Below are 18,503 nucleotides of genomic sequence, written 5' to 3'. Positions count from 1 at the left end.
CCCAAATCGAGGAAACTGAATGAAAGCGCTTTTGGCCGTGACGGCCCTGGCGACACTGGCAGGATGCTCACTGCTGCAGCCGGCGCAACCGGCCCCGGCAGACAACTGGACCCGTTGGGTCTGCGACACCCAGGCTGAGGTGCTTTGGCGCTTCGCCGATGCGCAACGTGACCAGGTTGACGTGCGCCTTGGCGGCGGCGACCAGGTGTACCGGCTCAAGGCTGAACCGGGTGCCTCGGGTGCGCTGTACAGCGATGGCATGCTGGCCTTCCACACCAAGGGCGAAGAAGGCCTGGTGTACTGGGTGGCAACCAACGATCTGATTGGGCGGGGCTGCAAGGCACCGTGACTGGCCGGGCCGCGAGGGTGGCCCACACTACTTGAACAGCAACCGCCCCTGCGGCAGGCTTGCACGAAACAAACGACGCTTGTCGGGAGAGAGATACACAATGGCACTCATTAGCATGCGCCAGATGCTGGACCACGCCGCCGAGTTCGGCTACGGCGTACCAGCTTTCAACGTCAACAACCTCGAGCAGATGCGCGCCATCATGGAAGCGGCCGACAAGACCGACTCCCCCGTGATCGTCCAGGCTTCGGCCGGTGCCCGCAAATACGCTGGTGCGCCTTTCCTGCGCCACCTGATCCTGGCTGCCATCGAAGAGTTCCCGCACATTCCGGTGTGCATGCACCAGGACCACGGTACCAGCCCTGACGTCTGCCAGCGCTCGATCCAGCTGGGCTTCAGCTCGGTCATGATGGACGGCTCGCTGGGTGAAGACGGCAAGACCCCGACCGACTACGAGTACAACGTCCGCGTTACCCAGCAGACCGTTGCCATGGCTCACGCCTGCGGCGTTTCGGTTGAAGGCGAGCTGGGCTGCCTGGGTTCGCTGGAAACCGGCATGGCCGGTGAAGAAGACGGGATCGGCGCCGAAGGCGTGCTGGATCACAGCCAGATGCTGACCGACCCGGAAGAAGCCGCCGACTTCGTCAAGAAGACCCAGGTCGACGCCCTGGCGATCGCCATTGGTACCAGCCACGGTGCCTACAAGTTCACCAAGCCACCAACCGGTGACGTGCTGGCCATCGATCGCATCAAGGAAATCCACAAGCGCATCCCCAACACCCACCTGGTGATGCACGGTTCGTCCTCGGTACCGCAAGAGTGGCTGGCGATCATCAACCAGTACGGCGGCGACATCAAAGAAACCTACGGTGTACCGGTCGAAGAAATCGTTGAAGGCATCAAGCACGGCGTGCGCAAGGTCAACATCGATACCGACCTGCGTCTGGCCTCTACCGGTGCCATGCGCCGCCTGATGGCGCAGAACCCGAGCGAGTTCGACCCGCGCAAGTTCTTCGGTGAAACCATCAAGGCCATGCGCGACGTGTGCATCGCGCGTTACGAAGCCTTCGGCACCGCGGGCAATGCCTCGAAGATCAAGCCGATCTCTCTGGAAGGTATGTACCAGCGCTACCTGAAAGGTGAACTGGCCGCCAAGGTCAACTGATCGACAGGTAACCCTGAAAAACCCGCAGCGATGCGGGTTTTTTTATGGGCGATGGAAACCTGTACATAATTCCGGCAGACCGACCGTTAGTCGGCTACCGTACAGTTTGACCATTGATAGCGTTCTGATTGCATTGCGTGTTGCAGCCTCAGGTCTAGAGTACTAATGGATCCAACAGTATTTTGAAGTCGGTCACATAACAGAGAAGCAGCATGGATGGCGCTCACCCTCAACAGCAGCAGCCACTGGATGGCAGCTCAGTTCTTCTGGTGGTAGACGACTACCCCGAGAACCTCATCAGCATGCGGGCCTTGCTGGCCCGGCAGGATTGGCAAGTATTGACGGCAAGCTCTGGGATAGAAGCCTTGAGCGCGTTGCTTGAATACGAAGTCGACCTGGTGTTGATGGATGTACAGATGCCGGAAATGGACGGCTTTGAAGTCGCCCGGCTGATGCGCGGCAATCAGCGTACCCGACTGACCCCGATCATTTTCCTCACCGCCAACGAACAGTCCGAAGCGGCCGTGCTCAAAGGCTACGCCAGCGGCGCCGTGGACTACATGTTCAAACCGTTCGACCCACAAATCCTCAAGCCCAAGGTCCAGGCGCTGCTCGACCAGCAGCGCAACCGGCGCATGCTGCAGCAGCTGAGTCGCGAGCTGGAGACGGCCAGGGCCTTCAATGCGTCCATCCTGGAAAATGCCGCCGAAGGCATTCTGGTGGTTGATGCCCAAGGCATCATCAGTTTTGCCAATCCGGCCATTTCCCGTTTGCTGGCGGCACCGGTGCAACACCTGCAGGGCACCCAATTGCTCGACGTTGTGCAACTGACCAGTACCAGCCTGTGGCGCGAGTCGGACTTCTACAAGGCCTACCAGGGGCGGCAGATCTACCGCGTACACGATGCCCAATTGCGTACCCAAGGCGGTGAGCTTGTGCCGGTGGCGCTGTCCTGTGCGCCGTTGCCGGCCGATCAACAGGCCATGGTGGTGACCGTGCTGGACATGTCGGCAGTGCGTAACTTGCACCAACAGCTGGAATACCAGGCCATTACTGACCCGCTCACCGGCCTGCTCAACCGCCGTGGTTTCTACCAGGCGGCTGAAGGTGCACTGTTGCGCAACGAGCGCTCGGACAAGGCGCAGGCGCTGATGTACATGGACCTGGATGGCTTCAAGCGCATCAACGACTCGCTCGGCCACGACGCGGGCGACCGGGTGTTGCGCTGGGTGGCCGAGCAGCTCAAGGACTGCCTTGGCAGTGAGGCCTTGCTGGCGCGTATGGGTGGTGATGAGTTCACTGCACTGTTCGACAGCTTGCCCTACCCGGAGCAGGCCGGGCGTTTTGCCGAGCGGTTGCTCGAACGTGTTTCCATCAGCCATGAGGTAGACGGGCTCGATGTGTGCCTTGGGGTCAGCATCGGCATTGCCACCTACCCGGACTGCGGCGCCAATGTCGAAGGCCTGCTGCGTTCGGCCGATGCTGCGATGTACGCCGCCAAGCAAGCGGGGCGTCAGCAATACCGCTTCTACGATCAGGAACTCAACGGACGGGCGCGCTCGCGATTGATGCTCGAGGACAGCGTGCGCACGGCCATCGAGCAGCAGGACTTTACCTTGGTGTACCAGCCACAGGTCGCCTTCCACGATGGCCGCCTGCGTGGTTTCGAGGCCTTGCTGCGCTGGCAGCACCCCAGCGTTGGCGATGTGCCGCCGGGGCTGTTCATCCCGTTGCTGGAAGAAGCGCGGCTGATCAACCGCCTGGCCAGCTGGATCTACCGCCAGGGGGCCGCCCAGCGGCAGGCCTGGTACGACAGGTTTCCGCCGGACCTTGTGCTCGGCATCAGCCTGAGCCGCGCGCAGTTCGTCATGCCTGGCCTGGTCGAAGAACTGCAACGGGTCATCCAGCTTTACCAGCTTGTCCCGACGCAGTTGGAGGTGGAAGTGGCGGAAACGTCGCTGATGTATAACATCGATGCGGCCGTCAAACAGATACACCGCTTGCGTGAGCTGGGCGTGAGGGTGGCCCTGGATGACTTCGGTGCGGGTGACTGTTCGTTGCGCATGCTGCGCGACCTGCCTATCGACACACTCAAGCTCGACCGTCATCTGGTGGCACGTCTGCCCGATTCGGCGGTAGATGCTGCGTTGGTTCGCAGCGTGATCGGCCTGTGCGCCGATTACCGTATCACGGTGATCGCCGAGGGGGTGGAGACCCCGGCGCAGGCAGCCTGGCTCAAGGCCAATGGCTGCGAATACGTTCAGGGTTTCCTGGTGGCTTATCCGATGACCGCGACTGACGCTAGCAGCTTCCCGGCAATTTTCTCCTGGCCAGGGCCGTGATTGGCTAGAATCGGCATTCGTTACGCCGAATACAGCGCCATGACCGTACTACGTTACTTGCAAGCCTACCCCCCGCACCTGCAGGAGCAGGTGCGGCAGATGATCGACAGCGACCGCCTGGGTGAATACCTGCAGCGCCGTTACCCTGACCGCCATGACGTGCAAAACGACAAGGCGCTGTATGGCTATGCCCAGGATTTGCGCCAACAGTACCTGCGAAGTGCGCCAAACCTGGACAAGGTGCTGTTCGACAGCCGCCTCGATCTGACGCATCGGGCCCTGGGCTTGAACACGGCGGTGTCGCGGGTGCAGGGCGGCAAGCTCAAGGCGAAGAAGGAAATCCGCATTGCCTCGCTGTTCAAGGAGGCCGCGCCACAGTTCTTGCGCATGATTGTTGTGCACGAGTTGGCGCACCTGCGCGAGCGAGATCACAACAAGGCGTTCTACCAGCTCTGCCAGCACATGGAGCCGGACTATCACCAACTGGAATTCGACCTGCGCGTCTACCTGACCTATCGGGAGCTGCCGGGCAACCTCTAAGGAACATGCAGCATGGAAGTGAGCAAGACCAAGAGCAGCTTCTACCGCCGCCTGTACGTGGCCTGGCTGATCGATAGCCAGACTGCGACCAGCGTGCCCGCCCTGATGGAAGCCACCGGCATGCCTCGTCGCACAGCTCAGGACACTATCGCCGCGCTGGCCGACCTGGACATCGTCTGCGAGTTCGAACAGCAGGAAGGCGCACGCAACCACGCCGGGCATTATCGCATTCATGACTGGGGGGCGATCGACAAGCAGTGGATCATCCGTCACTTGCGGCAGATCCGCGAAGTGCTGGGTTACCCCTGATGTGCAAAGCCCGCACAGGGTGGGCTCATCCCTTGCGCATTCCAATGGACGCGATGCCGTCCTCCGAAGACTCCTCGCCCACCACGGCAAACCCATGGCGGGCATAAAACGCCTGTAAATGCGCTGGAGCCGACAGATAAACCGGCACCCCCGGCCAGCAATGCTCCGCCGCTTCCAGCCCCTTGAGCAGCAAGCTTTCGTCGAGCTGCAAACCTCGCGCCTGCGGTGATGTCACCACTCGTCCGATCACCACATCCCCACCTTGTGACTGCGGATCCAGCAGGCGCAGGTAGGCCACCAGCTTGTCTTCCTGCCAGGCCATGAGGTGCAAGGTATCGCCAGTCAGGTCCTGACCATCGACTTCCTGGTAGGCGTGGCGCTGCTCCACCACGAGCACTTCAGTGCGTAGCTGCAAAATGGCATAGAGCTGCTCCTTGCCGAGGTCGGTGTGGTGCTTGCAGAGCCAGTCGATTGACATGGGCACGAACTCCTTGGATGGGGCTCGATCATCGCATGCTGCATGTGCTTCGGCCAAAATAGAGGCTAAATGACACTATTGGCCGCTGCCCTCGGCAAGCGCTTTGTGTAATCTCACTGGCAGTGTTGCCCTCCATTGCGAAAGGACGTGAGCATGCGGCCACTGCTTTGTGTTCTGGGATTGCTGACAACGATGCTGGCAACACCTGCCCCGGGTCACGACAAGCTACGCCTGGTGGCCGACAACTGGCCACCGTTCACCGATGCCAAGATGCCGGGCGGCGGCCTTGCGACCAGCATCGTTACCACCGCACTGGCCCGTGCCGGCTACGCCAGCGGCTATGAAGAGGTGCCGTGGGCGCGGGCGTTGCTGGGGGTAGGTGAAGGGCGCTACGACGTGCTGATCAATGCCTGGTACAACGACTCGCGCGCCAATATCGGGCAATTCTCCAGCGCCTACCTGAGTAATCGTATTCGCCTGCTGCAACGTAAGGGCGAGGCGTTCAGCTACACGCGTCTGTCTGACCTTTATGCCTACAGCATTGCGGTAGTGCGTGATTACGCCTATTCACCGGAATTCGACGGGGATCCGCGTCTGAACAAAGTGCCGGTGCGCAACTTTTCTTCTGCGGTACGCATGTTGGCGGCAGGGCGGGTAAGCCTGGCGGTGGAAGACGAGTACGTGGCCCGCTACAACCTGCAGCGCGAGCCGCAGGAAGTGCGTGACAGGGTGATGCTGGTGGATCCGCCGCTGGGGGAGAACACCCTGCATGTCCTGGTCAGCCTGAAGCACCCGGAGCACAAGCGGATCGTCGAGCGCTTCGAGCAGGCGATAGCGGCGATGAAGGCCGATGGCAGCTATGCCCGGCTGCTGCGTCAGTATGGCTTTTGAGCACAGGCAATAAAACGATCAGGCCGGGGCATTTTCCTTGATCAGGTGTGCCGCCAGGGTCCGCAATGGCCCCAGCTGCCGGCATATCAACGCCAACTGCGTCTGCACCAGCCGCTGATGCTCATCCAGATCTTCCGGCATCTGCTCCAGGGCATTGGCCAGCGCCTCTTCGGCATCACTGTGAATCGCCACCGGCAGCCGTGCGGCCAGGCCGTTGGCAATCTCGTCCAGGCTGCTGGCCAGGCTTTGCCCGGCGCCTTCGATCAACTGCTCCTGCACCTCCGCCGGCAACGCCGTGTCGCGGTGCGCGCCTAACCCCGAGAGGTAGCTGAGCAAGGTGTGCGACAGCACCAGGAAGCGAAAGCCAACGTCGGCCTCCTTACGGAAATGCCCCGGCTCCATCAGCATGTTGGCCAAGGTGGTGGACAACGCCGCGTCAGCGTTGTGGGCATTGCGCCGGGCCAGGCGGTAGGCCAGGTCGTCGCGCTTGCCGTGGGCATACTGCTGCATGATCTGGCGCAGGTACACGCTGGCGCAGGCCAGGGTATTGGCCAGCGCCTTGTTCAGCCGTCGGCCCTGCCAGTCAGGCAGGAACAGGAACACTGCAAGAATGGCAATCAGGCTGCCCACCAGCGTATCGAACAGGCGTGGCAGGAACAGGCCGTAGCCATCGCCGATCTGGTTGAAGCAGAACAGCACCATCAGGGTGATCGCCGCAGTGGCCAGGGTGTAGCGGGTGGTGCGGTTGACGAAGAACACCACCCCGGCAACCACGGCGAACAACGACTGGATGACCGGGTTGGGGAACAGGTCGAACAAGGCCCAGCCCACGGTCAGGCCAACGGCAGTGCCGAAGATTCGCTGCACCAGCTTGCGCCGCGTGGCCCCGTAGTTGGGCTGGCAGACGAACAGCGTGGTGAGGATGATCCAGTAGCCCTGGGTCGGGTGAATCAGGTGCACCATGCCATAGCCGATCGACAACGCCAGCGGCAGGCGCAAGGCATGGCGGAACAACAGCGAAGTCGGTGTGAGCTGAGTGCGCAGGCGCGTCCACACGTCCTTCAGCGAGTGTGGCGAGCGGTCGAGCAGGCTGCTGTCGCTGGCGTCGGCCAGGCTATCCGGGTTGCTGGCGGCACTGAGCAGGCGGTCCAGCGTTGCCAGGTTGGCAGCCAGCGCCCGCAGCGACCGCAGCAGGCTGCGCCAGGCCGGGTTGCTCTGGATGCGCAGGTGCTCGAGCGAAGCGTTGAGGTCCTCGAGGGCTTCTGGATAACCGCTGGCCAGTACGAACGGTTGGCGCAGGCGGATCGAGCGGGCCAGTTCCTGGCAGGATGAACCCTGCTTACGCAACAGGCGCTGGCAGCGGAACATGACATCACTGTGGAAAAACGCCTCGGTCAGTGCGTTGTAGGGGTAGTGCGAGGCACTGACACGCTCGTGGATGTCCTGGGCCAGGAAGTACAGCTTGAGGTAGCGGCTTACCTTCGAGTTTGGCTGGCTGTTGCCCACCCGGTGCAGGATGATCTCCTTGGCTGCGTTCAGCGCGGCCACCACCTTGCCGTTCTGCTGCGCCAGTTCCAGGCGCCGTGCCTCGACGTCGAGCGTGCGGACCGGTTCAAACAGGCTGGCCTTGAGCTTCAGGTAGCTGCCCAGCTCGAAGAACAGTCTGGCCAGGCTCTGCTGTACCGGCTGGTTGGAAAACAGCGCCTGCCACAGCACCGACAACAACCCGTACCAGGCCGCACCTGCCACCAGCAGCAGCGGTTCGTGCCAGAAATCGGTGACCTGGCCGCCGCGCTGGTCCACCCCGATCATGGTGTAGACCGCAGTGATCAAGGTGGCCGAAGCGATGGCGCCGTAGCGCTCGCCCAGCGCCCCGAGCATGGTCAGGCCAAAGGCAGCCAGGGCCAGGGCAATGACGAAGATCCAGGGGTAGGGGAACAGCAACTCGACTGCCAGTGCAGCGATGGCGAAGCACACCAGGGTAACGGCCAGGGCGCTGAGGCGGCCCTGCCAGCTGTCGTCGGTTTCGGCCAGGGCGCTGGCGATGATGCCGAGGAACAGCGGAATCAGCAGGGCCATCTCGTTCTGGTACCAGCACAGGGCCAGGCTGCCGGTGAGGGCAATGGTGACCCGGATGCTGTAGCTGAACTTGTCTTGGCCCCACAGGCGACGCAGTGACTGACGGAACGAGCTCGATGACATGATGGCCTGCCAGGCGGTGATCAGAAGAATACCTTTCAGGGCCGGTTATTGGGGCCGCTTCGCGCCCCTTCGCGGGCACGCCCGCTCCCACGCATACGACACAGGGCCCTGCGGGAGCGGGCGCGTCCGCGAAGGGGCGCGCAGCGGCCCCAATAACGGCGCCAAGCACGGGCCAGCAAGAAGCGTTCCGTGCTGCTGAAAGGATTCTACTCTACACGAACTGCGCGGCGGCGTTCGCCGATGCCCAAGCCCACTGGAAGTTGAAACCGCCCAGGTGGCCGGTGACATCCAGCACTTCACCGATGAAGTACAAGCCGGGGCTTTTCAGCGATTCCATGGTCTTGGACGACACCTCGCGGGTATCCACGCCGCCCAGGGTCACTTCGGCGGTACGGTAGCCTTCGGTGCCGGCCGGTACAACTTGCCAGTTCGCCAGCTTTTCGGCGATTTGCGCCAGTTCCGCCGGGGTGTACTGCTTCATTGGCTTCGACTCGAACCACTGCTCGGCCAGCAAGTTGGCCAGCTTGCGGGTGAACACCTCGCCCAGCACGGTCTTCAGTTCGGCGTTGGCGCGTTCGGCCTGCATCTGTTGCAGCCAGGAAAGCGCATCACGGTCGGGCAACAGGTTGATCTCGACCGTGTCACCGGCTTCCCAGAACGACGAGATCTGCAAGATTGCCGGGCCGCTCAGGCCGCGGTGCGTGAACAGCAGGTTTTCGCGGAAGCTGGTGCCATTACAGCTGGCGGTGCAGTCCAGCGAGGTGCCGGACAACTCGGTGCACATCGCCTTGAGTTGGGGCTCGGTGATGGTGAATGGCACCAGCCCAGCGCGGGTTGGCAGCAGGGTGTGGCCGAACTGGCGGGCCACCTGGTAGCCGAAACCGGTGGCGCCCAGGGTCGGGATCGACAGGCCGCCGGTGGCGATGACCAGCGACTGGCAGGCGAACTGGCCGCCGCTGGTCTGCAGCAGGTAGCCGCTTTCGGTCTTCTCGATCTGTTCGATGCTGGTGTGCATGCGGATCTCGGCACCGGCCTCGTCGCACTCGGCCAGCAGCATGTCGAGGATGTCGCTGGCCTTGTTGTCACAGAACAGCTGGCCGAGCTTCTTCTCGTGGTACGCCACGCCGTGCTTGCACACCAGCTCGATGAAGTCCCACTGGGTGTAGCGGGCCAGGGCCGACTTGCAGAAGTGCGCGTTGTGCGAAAGGAAGTTGGCCGGCTCGGTGTACAGGTTGGTGAAGTTGCAACGCCCGCCGCCGGACATGAGGATTTTCTTGCCTGGCTTGTTGGCGTGGTCGAGCAGCAGCACCCGGCGGCCGCGACGGGCGCTGAGCTGGGCGCACATCAGGCCGGCGGCGCCGGCGCCAAGGATGATCACGTCGGTGGAGTGCACGGTATGAACCTTCAGATTTGAAATGCTGAACCCTGTGGGAACGGGTTCACCCGCGAATGCGACGATGCATTTACTGCCGCGTTCGCGGGTAAACCCGCTCCTACAGGGGGCTTTGCCTGGCTTTAGATAATGCGGACTTTCAGGGCGCGACCCTTGATCTTACCGCTGTTCAGCCGCTGCATGGCCTGCTTGGCCAGCGCCCGCTCCACGGCCACAAACGCCTGGAAGTCGAAGATGGCGATCTTGCCCACTTGCTTGCCCGGGATGCCGGCATCACCGGTCAGGGCCCCCAGGATGTCGCCAGGGCGCAGCTTGTCCTTGCGGCCAGCGGCAATGCACAGTGTGGTCATCACCGGCAGCAGGGGCTCGCCGCCCTTGTTTTTCAGGCTGTCCAGCTGGTCCCAGCGCAGCGGGCTCTTCTGCAGCGCTTCGATGGCCTGGGCGCGGTGGCCTTCGGCCGGTGCCACCAGGCTGACCGCAACGCCTTTCTCGCCGGCGCGGCCGGTACGGCCCACGCGGTGCACGTGGATTTCGGCATCACGCGCCAGCTCCACGTTGATGACCATGTCCAGGCCATCGATGTCCAGGCCGCGCGCGGCCACGTCGGTAGCCACCAGCACCGAGCTGCTGCGGTTGGCGAACATGGTCAGCACCTGGTCACGGTCGCGCTGCTCCAGGTCGCCGTGCAGGGCCTGGGCGACGATGCCCTTGGCGGTCAGGTGGGCGACCACGTCCTCGCATTGCTGCTTGGTGAAGCAGAACGCTACGCACGACTGCGGGCGGTAGTGGCCGAGCACGCGGGTGACGGCTTCCAGGCGTTGCTGCGGGTCAATCTCGATGAAACGCTGCTCGATCTGGTTGTCGGTGTGCAGGCTTTCGACCTTGACCTGCTGCGGGTTGCGCATGAAGTCGGCGGCCAGTTGCTTGATGCCGGCCGGGTAGGTGGCCGAGAACAGCAGGGTCTGGCGGCGCGACGGGGTCTTGCCGATGATGCTGGCGATGGCGTCGAAGAAGCCCATGTCGAGCATGCGGTCGGCTTCGTCCAGCACCAGGGTGTTCAACCCGTCCAGGACCAGAGTGCCTTTGTCCAGGTGCTGCTGGATGCGCCCTGGGGTGCCGACGATGATGTGCGCGCCGTGCTCCAGCGAAGCGATCTGTGGGCCCAGCGAAACGCCGCCGCACAGGGTCAGGATCTTGATGTTGTCCTCGGCACGGGCCAGGCGGCGCAGCTCCTTGGCCACCTGGTCGGCGAGTTCGCGGGTAGGGCAGAGCACCAACGCCTGGCAGCCGAAGTAGCGCGGGTTGATCGGGTTGAGCAGGCCGATGCCGAAGGCGGCAGTCTTGCCGCTACCGGTCTTGGCCTGGGCGATCAGGTCCTGGCCTTTAAGGATGACAGGCAGGCTCTGGGCCTGGATCGGCGTCATCGAGGCATAGCCGAGCGCCTCCAGGTTGGCCAGCATGGCAGTGGACAGCGGCAAGGTGGCAAAGGCGGTGGATTCGGTGGTCACGAGGCGGGCCTGCGGTGCGAAGCGAAAAATGCCGCATAGTCTACCAGCCTCGTGGCCATTCGCCCTACGACTCCATGTGTTGTTCCGGACGACGGGCACGCCTTCCGTCCGTCGGCGCCAGCTGCAGGAAGATCGCTGCTGCCAGCATGGCCATTACACCGATGGTGACGAAGGTCAGCTGGAACGCGCCCAGGGTGGTTTCCACGCCTTCGGCGCTGCCTGCCGCAGTAAAGCCGCCCAACAGTGCGCCGGCGCAGGCCACACCCAGGCTCAGCGACAGTTGCGCGACCACCGACAGCAGGCTGTTACCGCTGCTGGCGCTGGCGTCGTCGAGATCGATGAGCGTCACTGTGTTCATCGCAGTGAACTGCATGGAGTTCACTGCGCCCAGGAGGCCAAGCTGCACCAACAGCAGCCAATAAGGGGTCTGCTCGTCCACCAGGCCCAGGCTTGCCAGCAGGATGCCCAGCAGCAAGGTATTGCCGGTGAGGATGATGCGATAGCCGAACCGTTCGATCAGCGGTCGGGCAATGGATTTGGCCAGCATGGCCGCCGCCGCCAGCGGGATCATGCTCATGCCGGCCTGGGCGGGTGAGTAGCCCAGCGCGACCTGCAGCAGCAACGGCACCAGGAACGGCAGAGCGCCGCTGCCCAGGCGGGCGAACAGGTTGCCGAGGATGCCGATGGCGAAAGTACGCACGCGGAACAGGCTGGGCGAGAACAGCGGCTCCGGGTCGCGCCCGGCGCGCAGCCAGTACGCGGCCAGGCAGGCCATGCCGGCGAACAGCAGCAACATTACCCGCAAGTGCGGCAGGTGCAGCTCGCCCAGGCCTTCCATGGCAATGGTGATCAGTACCATCGCTGCGCCGAACAGCAGGAAACCAGGGCCGTCGAAGGTGGTGCGCTCGGCGCCGCGCAAGTCCGGGATGAACTTCCACACGGCAATGCAGCCAAGCAGGCCGACTGGCAGGTTGAGCAGGAAGATCCAGTGCCAGCTGAGGATTTCCACCAGCCAGCCACCGACCGTTGGGCCCAGCAATGGCCCGAGCAGGCCGGGGATGGTGATGAAACTCATGATCCGCACCAGCTCGCTGCGTGGGTAGGCGCGCAGCACCACCAGCCGCCCGACCGGCAGCATCAGCGCACCGCCCAGGCCCTGCACCACGCGGGCGAAGATCAGGAAGCCAAGGCTGTTGGCTGCAGCGCACAGCAGCGAGCCAAAGCTGAACAGCAAGATGGCGCTGAAGAAGATGCGCTTGGTGCCGAAACGGTCGGCGATCCAGCCTGAGGCGGGGATCAGCAGGGCCACGGTGAGCATGTAGGCAATGATCACACCCTGCATGCGCAAGGGGTCTTCGGCCAACGAGCGGGCCATGGCCGGCAGTGCGGTGTTGAGGATGGTGCCGTCCAGGGACTGCATGAAGAAGGCGATGGCCACCACCCAAGGGATCCAGCGGGCAGTGACGGGGTCCAGCGGGGTGCGTTCGGGCATGACGTCCTCGTTTGTCAGTGCCGGCCCTTTCGCGGCTAAAGCCGCTCCTACAGGGGTTACGCGTTCCTTGTAGGTGCGGCTTTAGCCGCGAAAGGGCCGGCAAGTCCAGTCACAATGTCAGGGTCAGGCCTTTGACCAGTGCCCCGGGCAAATGACTCGACCCGGTACTGCGCTGTCCATAAGTACTTGTCGACAGGATCATCTCGCGCTCCTGGGTCAGGTCCTCAAGCTGGCTGCCCAGCAAGCTGTACAGGCTGTCATCGAAGCGCATGGTACTCACCGGCCCCTGGATCTGCCCGTCTTCTACCCAGAAAGTGGCGAAGCGGGTCAGCCCGGTCATGCGCGCCGCTGGCAGGTCCGAGTAGTTCAGGTACCACAGGTTGCTGATGTACAGCCCGGTGCCAAGCCGCTGCAGGATTTGCTCGGTGGGCAAACTACCCGGCGCCAGGCTGAGCGCGCAAGGCGACTCGTAGCTGTCGGCGCCATTGGCCAGCAGCCCGAATTCGGCCGCACTGCGCGCACTGATCAGCCGTTGCAGCGCCTCTCCTTGCTGAATCAACGGCACATCCAGGCGCGGCGAGCCTTCATCGGAAAACGCCGGGCTCAACGAGCCACTGACCTGCTCGGTAAAGCTCACCAGCGGGCTAAGCCGCGCATCGCCGTTGTACAGGCGCTGCAAGGCACTGTTGCCAGTCGCCAGGGCCTGCGCGGAAAAACCGCCCCAGCACAACATGCCGGCGATCTCGTCCATCGCTGCCGGCGCCAGGAAAGCGCGGTAGCTGCCTGGCTTGAGGGTCACCGCCGGGCGCCCAAGAAAGCCCAATTGCTCCCGCGCCTGGCGCAGGCGTGCGCTGAAGTCGTCGGCGTTCCACAGCTGGCCGGCATAGTTGGCTTTCACCGCTTCGCCGTTTGGGTGGAACACGCTCCAATCGAAGTTGAAGCTGTTGGCCTGGTGCCAGCCGAAAGCGCCGAACGAGCTGGCGAAGCCCCGGCAGACCGGGCCAGCGGCGTATATACCGACCAGGTCCAGGTCACCGGCATCACGCTCCAGCAGTGCCAGCACTTCGTTCAGGTCTGGCAGCGCCTGCGCTTGCTGGCTATGGCTGTGCCAGGGGCTCTCGTCCAGCCGCAGGTAAGGGTCGACGGCGAGTAGCGGCAGTGTCTGGCGCAGCTGCTCCAGGGCATCCGCCAGGCGTTGGCGGTCCAGCTGCGCATCGCCACTCAAGGTCACTTGCTGTTCAGCCTGGCGGCCATCGTGGATCAGCCGCAATTGCACAGTGGCCTGGTTTACTTCGCCGGCCTGGCGCACCTTGGCATGGTTGAAACGCACGAACTGCGATTGCTCGGCACTGTAACCGAGGGTGAACTGCTCGCCCGCCTGAAGGGCGGTGCGCACCTCCCCGACCAGGGTTTCGAAAGCCTGTTTCATCACGCGTCTCCTCCGAATACATCGATCTGGCGGAACACACAGGCCGGCGAGGCGTGGCCGACCCGCACCACCTGATTGGGTTCGCCCTTGCCACAGTTGGGCGTGCCCAGCACCTGGAAGGTACTGTGGTCGCCAACCGCCGACAGGTTGCGCCAGAACTGCGCGGAGATGCCGCGGTAGTTGGGGTTCTTGACGATGCCCTTGAGCTCGCCATTTTCAATCAACTGGCCCCATTCGCAGCCGAACTGGAACTTGTTGCGCGCATCGTCGATGGACCAGGAACGGTTGGTACGCATCAGGATGCCGTGCTCGATGCCTCCGATCAGTTGCTCGAAAGACTGGTCGCCCGGCTCGATGTTGAGGTTGGCCATGCGGTCGATCGGCGCGCGGTTCCAGCCGCAGGCACGGCTGTTGGCCACGCCGTCCAGGCCAGAGCGGAACTGCGACAGCGCGCCACCCAGCGGGCGCAGCAGCAGGCCGTCGCGTATCAGGAACGCTTTGCTGGCCGGGGTGCCGTCGTCGTCATGACTGTAGCTGGCCAGCTCTTCGCCAATGGTCGGGTCGAAGGTCACGTTCAGCAGGCTGGAGCCGTACTGCAGGTGGCCGAAGTCGCTGGCCTTGACGAAGCTGGTGCCGGCGTAGTTGCGCTCGTCGCCGAGAATGCGGTCCATCTCCAGCGGGTGGCCGATGGATTCGTGAATCTGCAGCATCATCTGGTCCGGCATCAACAGCAGGTCGCGCGGGCCACTGGGGGTGTTCGGTGCCAGCAGCAGTTGCAGTGCTTCGTCGGCCACCCGGCTGGCCGCGCCGACCAGGCCGCAGCGCTCGATGATCTCGAAACCACCCTGTTGGCCGAAGTTGTCGCGGCCCAGGCTGCGGCTCTGGCTGTCCTGGCCGTCGCTGGCGGTCACCCCCAGGCCCGGGAACAGGAAGCGCTGGGCATGGCGCAGTTCGGCGCCGGCCGAGTTCAGGTAGGTTTGCTCGACCAGGCTCAGCCCCAGGCTGGCCTGCCAGTCCACCAAGCGGCTGTCCTTGGGCACGCTGGCCGATTCGGCGGCGAGCAGGCCAAGGCAGTCGGCGAGGCTGGGCACGGGTTGGTCGAAGTTGGGCGAAACATGGTCGTGGCGTGCGCTGGTCACGGCGTGTTCGCGCAGGTCCAGCAGGCTGTGCCGGGCGATCTGCCGCGCCAGCGCCTCGGCTTGCTCAAGGGCGCGCTGCAGGCCAGCCTGGGACAGGTCGGTGGTGGCAGCGTAGGCCTCCACGCCATTGACCCGCACGGTGAGCATGGCGCCCTCATCCTGGCTGAAGAAGGGTGGTTCGGCGACGTTGCGGCGAACCGAAAGCGCCTGGTGCGACTGTTTCACATGGCGCAGGGAAAACAACTCGGCCGTACTGCGCAGCGCAGCAAAGCGCTGGCGCAGCAGGGCGCTGGAATCGAACATGCGGATGCCTCCGTGTACACGGTGGCTCCCCCTAGAACCACCCGTCTTGCATGCCGAGGCAGGTATCGTCGTGTGCCTCGAGCAATGCCAGCTCATTATGGCAGCCCGGTACTTCCCAGGTCAGGAAATAACGCGCAGCTTGCAGCTTGCCGAGGTAGAAGTCGCGATCAGCAGCCGTTCCCTTGAGCATGCCAAGCTCGGCGTGAACCGCCTGTTCCAGCCAGCGCCAGCCGATCACGCAGTGGCCGAAGGCCTTGAGGTACAAGGCAGAGTTGGCCAGGGCACCAGCGACTTTGCCTTGGGCCAGGTCGCCGAGCAGGGCCAGGGTTACGCCTTGCAGGCGGTTGGCCAGTTGCTCCAGCGGCTGACGCAGTGGGTCAAGGTTCGGGTGATGGCTGGCGCGCTCGCAGGTGGCGGCGATCAGGCGGATCAATTGCTTGAGGCCGGCACCATTGTGCTGTGCCAGCTTGCGGCCGAGCAGATCGAGCGACTGGATACCCTCCGTGCCTTCGTGGATCGGGTTCAGGCGATTGTCACGGTAGTACTGCTCCACCGGGTATTCGCGGGTGTAGCCGTGGCCGCCAAGAATCTGGATCGCCAGTTCGTTGGCTTTGAGGCAGAACGCCGAGGGCCAGGATTTGACGATCGGGGTCAGCAGGTCGAGCAGGTCCTGCGCCGGTTTGCGGGCGTTTTCGTCAGGGGCCGTATGGGTGTCGTCGAACAGGCGCGCGGCGTACAGGCCCAGATCAAAGGCGCCTTCTACGTAGGCCTTCTGCGCCAGGAGCATGCGTTTCACATCCGTGTGCTCGATGATCGGTACCGCCGGGCTGTGTGGGTCCTTGTTGTCCGGCAGCCGGCCCTGCGGCCGCTGGCGAGCGTATTCCAGGGAGTAAAGGTAGCCGGCGTAACCCAGCATCACCGCGCCCATGCCTACGCCTATCCGCGCCTCGTTCATCATCTGGAACATGCAGGCCAGGCCCTGGTGCGGCTGGCCGACCAGATAGCCGACGCACTGGCCATTGTCGCCGAAGTTCAGCGCGGTCGAGGTGGTGCCGCGCCAGCCCATCTTGTGGAACAGCCCGGCCAGCAGCACATCGTTGCGCGGGCCGCGGCTGCCGTCCGGGTTAACGTGGTACTTGGGCACGATGAACAGCGAAATGCCCTTGACCCCGGGCGGGGCGTCCGGAAGCTTGGCCAGCACCATGTGCACGATGTTTTCCGACAGTTCGTGGTCGCCGCCGGAAATGAAGATCTTGTTGCCTTTGAGCCGGTAGCTGCCGTCGCCTGCTGGTTCGGCGCGGGTGCGTATGTCGGCCAGCGACGAGCCGGCGTGGGGTTCGGTCAGCGCCATTGTGCCGAAGTAGCGGCCGTCGATCATCGGTTGCAGGAACAGGCGCTTCTGTTCATCGGAGCCGAAGCTCTCGATCAGGTTGGCCGCGCCCATGGTCAGGAACGGGTAGGCCGTGGTGCCGGCGTTGGCGGCCTGGAAGTGGGCGAAGCAGGCTTGCGAGACCAGGCTGGGCAGCTGCATGCCGCCGACCTCGAAGTCCCGGTTGGCGTTGAGGAAGCCGGCTTCGAGGAAGGCATCGACGGCGGGCTTCACCTCGGGAATCAGCTCGGCGCGGCCGTCCACGTAGCGTGGTTCGTTTTCGTCGGCCTTGCGGTTGTGCGGGGCGAAATACTTTTCGGCGATGGTGCGGGCGGTGGTCAGTGCCGCATCGAAGGTTTCACGGCTGTGCTCGGCGAAGCGCGGGCGCTGGGTCAGGGCTTCGGCGTCGAGGACTTCGTAGAGCTCGAAGGCGAGGTTGCGGGGGCTGAGCAAGGTCTCGGGCATGGTGGCGGTCCTGAGGCGGGATGCTGCGAGTGTAGGAGCGTGGTGAGACTGGGGACAGGTTAATAGGTTTGCGTGATATGGGTTGAGAACGCCGGGAAGCCTGCCGGTTATTGGTGAAACCAACGCAAGGTCAGGTCGTGTAATGCCTGCTCGGGAGAATATGGAGACGTTTCCCACAATCCAGATCGGAAATGGACTGCTGCGGATCGAATATCAGTTGGCCTTGAATGTGCGTTTTGGTGTTCACAAGGAAACGTTTCAGATGAGTGATGCCCACCACGCTGACTTGGCTGAGGCCAACGGCAACCAGGTTCCCTTCTTCGTAGTCTCACCCATGAAATTTGGCGTAATGACTTTCTTTACCTTGGGCTTCTACTGGGTTTACTGCTTCTATCAAAGTTGGAGTCTGCATAGAGAGAAAACGGGAGAGCGCGTAAGTCCGCTCTGGCGAAGCGCTTTTGCAGTGTTCTTCATCTATCCATTATTGAGAAGGGCAAATGACCATATTCGCGACTCAGGTAAAACCTATCCGTGGTCCATCCTGGGGCTCACGCTGGGCTATTACGGTTTTTGCGTTGTCTGGGTGGCTGCCGGCGTCGTGTTGGAAGGCCAGCTGTGGCCGGCCTATTTTGCGGGTTTAGCCATTCAGGTAGCTTGGCTGATCATTCTGGTGTTCATGCAGAAGGGCATCAATTTCAGTGCGGGTGACAAAGAAGGGAAGGCCAACAGCCGGTTCACGCTGGCAAATTGGCTTTGGATGCTGTTGGGTATTGGGCTTATGGCAGCACAGCTGTCTGCTTTGATTGCGCTTTCACCAATGGTTTGAGCAACTTTTGGCCGGAGCTCTGTCTGAGGGGAGCTCCGGATAGTCCCCGATCCACCCCGCGCTTTCACTTGCCTTGAAGACAATACGATGCTGGGGTAGAAGCCTGCTGCAAGGCTTTTTAATATGTCTGTCTAGGCTGGTCCTTTCGCGGGTAAACCGTACAGCGGCCTGTGTCCAACCCCCGATGTGTGTCCACCACCAATCTGTGTAGGAGCGGGTTTACCCGCGAATACGGTGGTGGCGGCAACGGTGAACGACGGGTGAAGATTGGCCAGCAGGGCCGGCCCTTTCGCGGGTGAACCC

Annotated in this window: 15 protein-coding genes; 7 read left to right on the top strand and 8 right to left on the bottom strand. The window is 63.1% G+C overall.

The window, feature by feature from the left end; genetic code table 11:
• Positions 1–19: 19 nt before the first annotated feature.
• The 5 genes from V7787_RS48225 (at position 20) to V7787_RS48205 (ending at position 4,705) form a co-directional block, all read left to right on the top strand.
• The gene (locus tag V7787_RS48225; protein WP_004576614.1) at positions 20–349 is read left to right on the top strand and encodes an MliC family protein; all 330 of its coding nucleotides are present in this window, start codon (positions 20–22) and stop codon (positions 347–349) included.
• Between the two features lie 100 nt (positions 350–449).
• Positions 450–1,514, top strand: a complete 1,065-nt coding sequence (gene fba, locus V7787_RS48220; protein ID WP_010955535.1) for a class II fructose-bisphosphate aldolase — start codon at positions 450–452, stop codon at positions 1,512–1,514.
• 212 nt (positions 1,515–1,726) lie between these two features.
• The gene (locus tag V7787_RS48215) at positions 1,727–3,856 is read left to right on the top strand and encodes a putative bifunctional diguanylate cyclase/phosphodiesterase (RefSeq protein WP_064492595.1); all 2,130 of its coding nucleotides are present in this window, start codon (positions 1,727–1,729) and stop codon (positions 3,854–3,856) included.
• Between the two features lie 39 nt (positions 3,857–3,895).
• Positions 3,896–4,396 carry a M48 metallopeptidase family protein gene (locus V7787_RS48210; RefSeq protein WP_054889349.1) on the top strand — a complete coding sequence of 167 codons (501 nt, stop codon included), beginning with the start codon at positions 3,896–3,898 and terminating at the stop codon, positions 4,394–4,396.
• Positions 4,397–4,408: 12 nt separating this feature from the next.
• Positions 4,409–4,705, top strand: a complete 297-nt coding sequence (locus tag V7787_RS48205) for a winged helix-turn-helix domain-containing protein (protein ID WP_003249396.1) — start codon at positions 4,409–4,411, stop codon at positions 4,703–4,705.
• Positions 4,706–4,730: 25 nt separating this feature from the next.
• Here V7787_RS48205 and V7787_RS48200 read toward each other — a convergent pair whose 3' ends face one another.
• Positions 4,731–5,183, bottom strand: coding sequence for a GNAT family N-acetyltransferase (locus V7787_RS48200; RefSeq protein WP_064492594.1), 453 nt, complete (start codon positions 5,181–5,183; stop codon positions 4,731–4,733).
• Positions 5,184–5,336: 153 nt separating this feature from the next.
• Between V7787_RS48200 and V7787_RS48195 the strand changes: the two genes are divergently transcribed.
• Positions 5,337–6,074, top strand: coding sequence for a substrate-binding periplasmic protein (locus V7787_RS48195; protein ID WP_020192742.1), 738 nt, complete (start codon positions 5,337–5,339; stop codon positions 6,072–6,074).
• An 18-nt stretch (positions 6,075–6,092) separates the two neighbouring features.
• Here the strand turns inward: V7787_RS48195 and yccS are convergent, their stop codons facing one another.
• From yccS to V7787_RS48160, 7 genes are all read right to left on the bottom strand, one after another.
• A complete protein-coding gene (yccS, locus tag V7787_RS48190) occupies positions 6,093–8,276 on the bottom strand; it encodes a YccS family putative transporter (protein ID WP_020192743.1) in 2,184 nt (727 codons plus the stop codon).
• A 211-nt stretch (positions 8,277–8,487) separates the two neighbouring features.
• On the bottom strand, positions 8,488–9,669 hold the full coding sequence (locus V7787_RS48185; protein ID WP_020190675.1) for an NAD(P)/FAD-dependent oxidoreductase: 1,182 nt from the start codon (positions 9,667–9,669) through the stop codon (positions 8,488–8,490).
• A gap of 122 nt (positions 9,670–9,791) precedes the next feature.
• On the bottom strand, positions 9,792–11,129 hold the full coding sequence (gene dbpA / locus V7787_RS48180; protein ID WP_230065385.1) for an ATP-dependent RNA helicase DbpA: 1,338 nt from the start codon (positions 11,127–11,129) through the stop codon (positions 9,792–9,794).
• 112 nt (positions 11,130–11,241) lie between these two features.
• A complete protein-coding gene (mdtD, locus tag V7787_RS48175; protein ID WP_003249408.1) occupies positions 11,242–12,669 on the bottom strand; it encodes a multidrug transporter subunit MdtD in 1,428 nt (475 codons plus the stop codon).
• 109 nt (positions 12,670–12,778) lie between these two features.
• The gene (locus tag V7787_RS48170) at positions 12,779–14,098 is read right to left on the bottom strand and encodes a TldD/PmbA family protein (RefSeq protein WP_336094779.1); all 1,320 of its coding nucleotides are present in this window, start codon (positions 14,096–14,098) and stop codon (positions 12,779–12,781) included.
• Positions 14,098–15,540 (bottom strand): TldD/PmbA family protein, encoded by a 1,443-nt coding sequence (locus tag V7787_RS48165; protein WP_336094778.1) that lies wholly within the window; start codon positions 15,538–15,540, stop codon positions 14,098–14,100. Before V7787_RS48165 ends, V7787_RS48170 begins: the two co-directional genes overlap by 1 nt.
• Before the next feature lie 31 nt (positions 15,541–15,571).
• A complete protein-coding gene (locus V7787_RS48160) occupies positions 15,572–17,374 on the bottom strand; it encodes an acyl-CoA dehydrogenase (protein WP_104962669.1) in 1,803 nt (600 codons plus the stop codon).
• A 142-nt stretch (positions 17,375–17,516) separates the two neighbouring features.
• Between V7787_RS48160 and V7787_RS48155 the strand changes: the two genes are divergently transcribed.
• Entirely contained in the window at positions 17,517–18,200 is a 684-nt protein-coding gene (locus V7787_RS48155) for a hypothetical protein (RefSeq protein ID WP_064492590.1), read from the top strand.
• Positions 18,201–18,503 lie beyond the last annotated feature (303 nt).

Source organism: Pseudomonas sp. CGJS7 (genome assembly GCF_036961695.1).
Note: the sequence above shows the minus strand (reverse complement) of the source record. Positions and strands in the feature narration are given on the sequence as shown.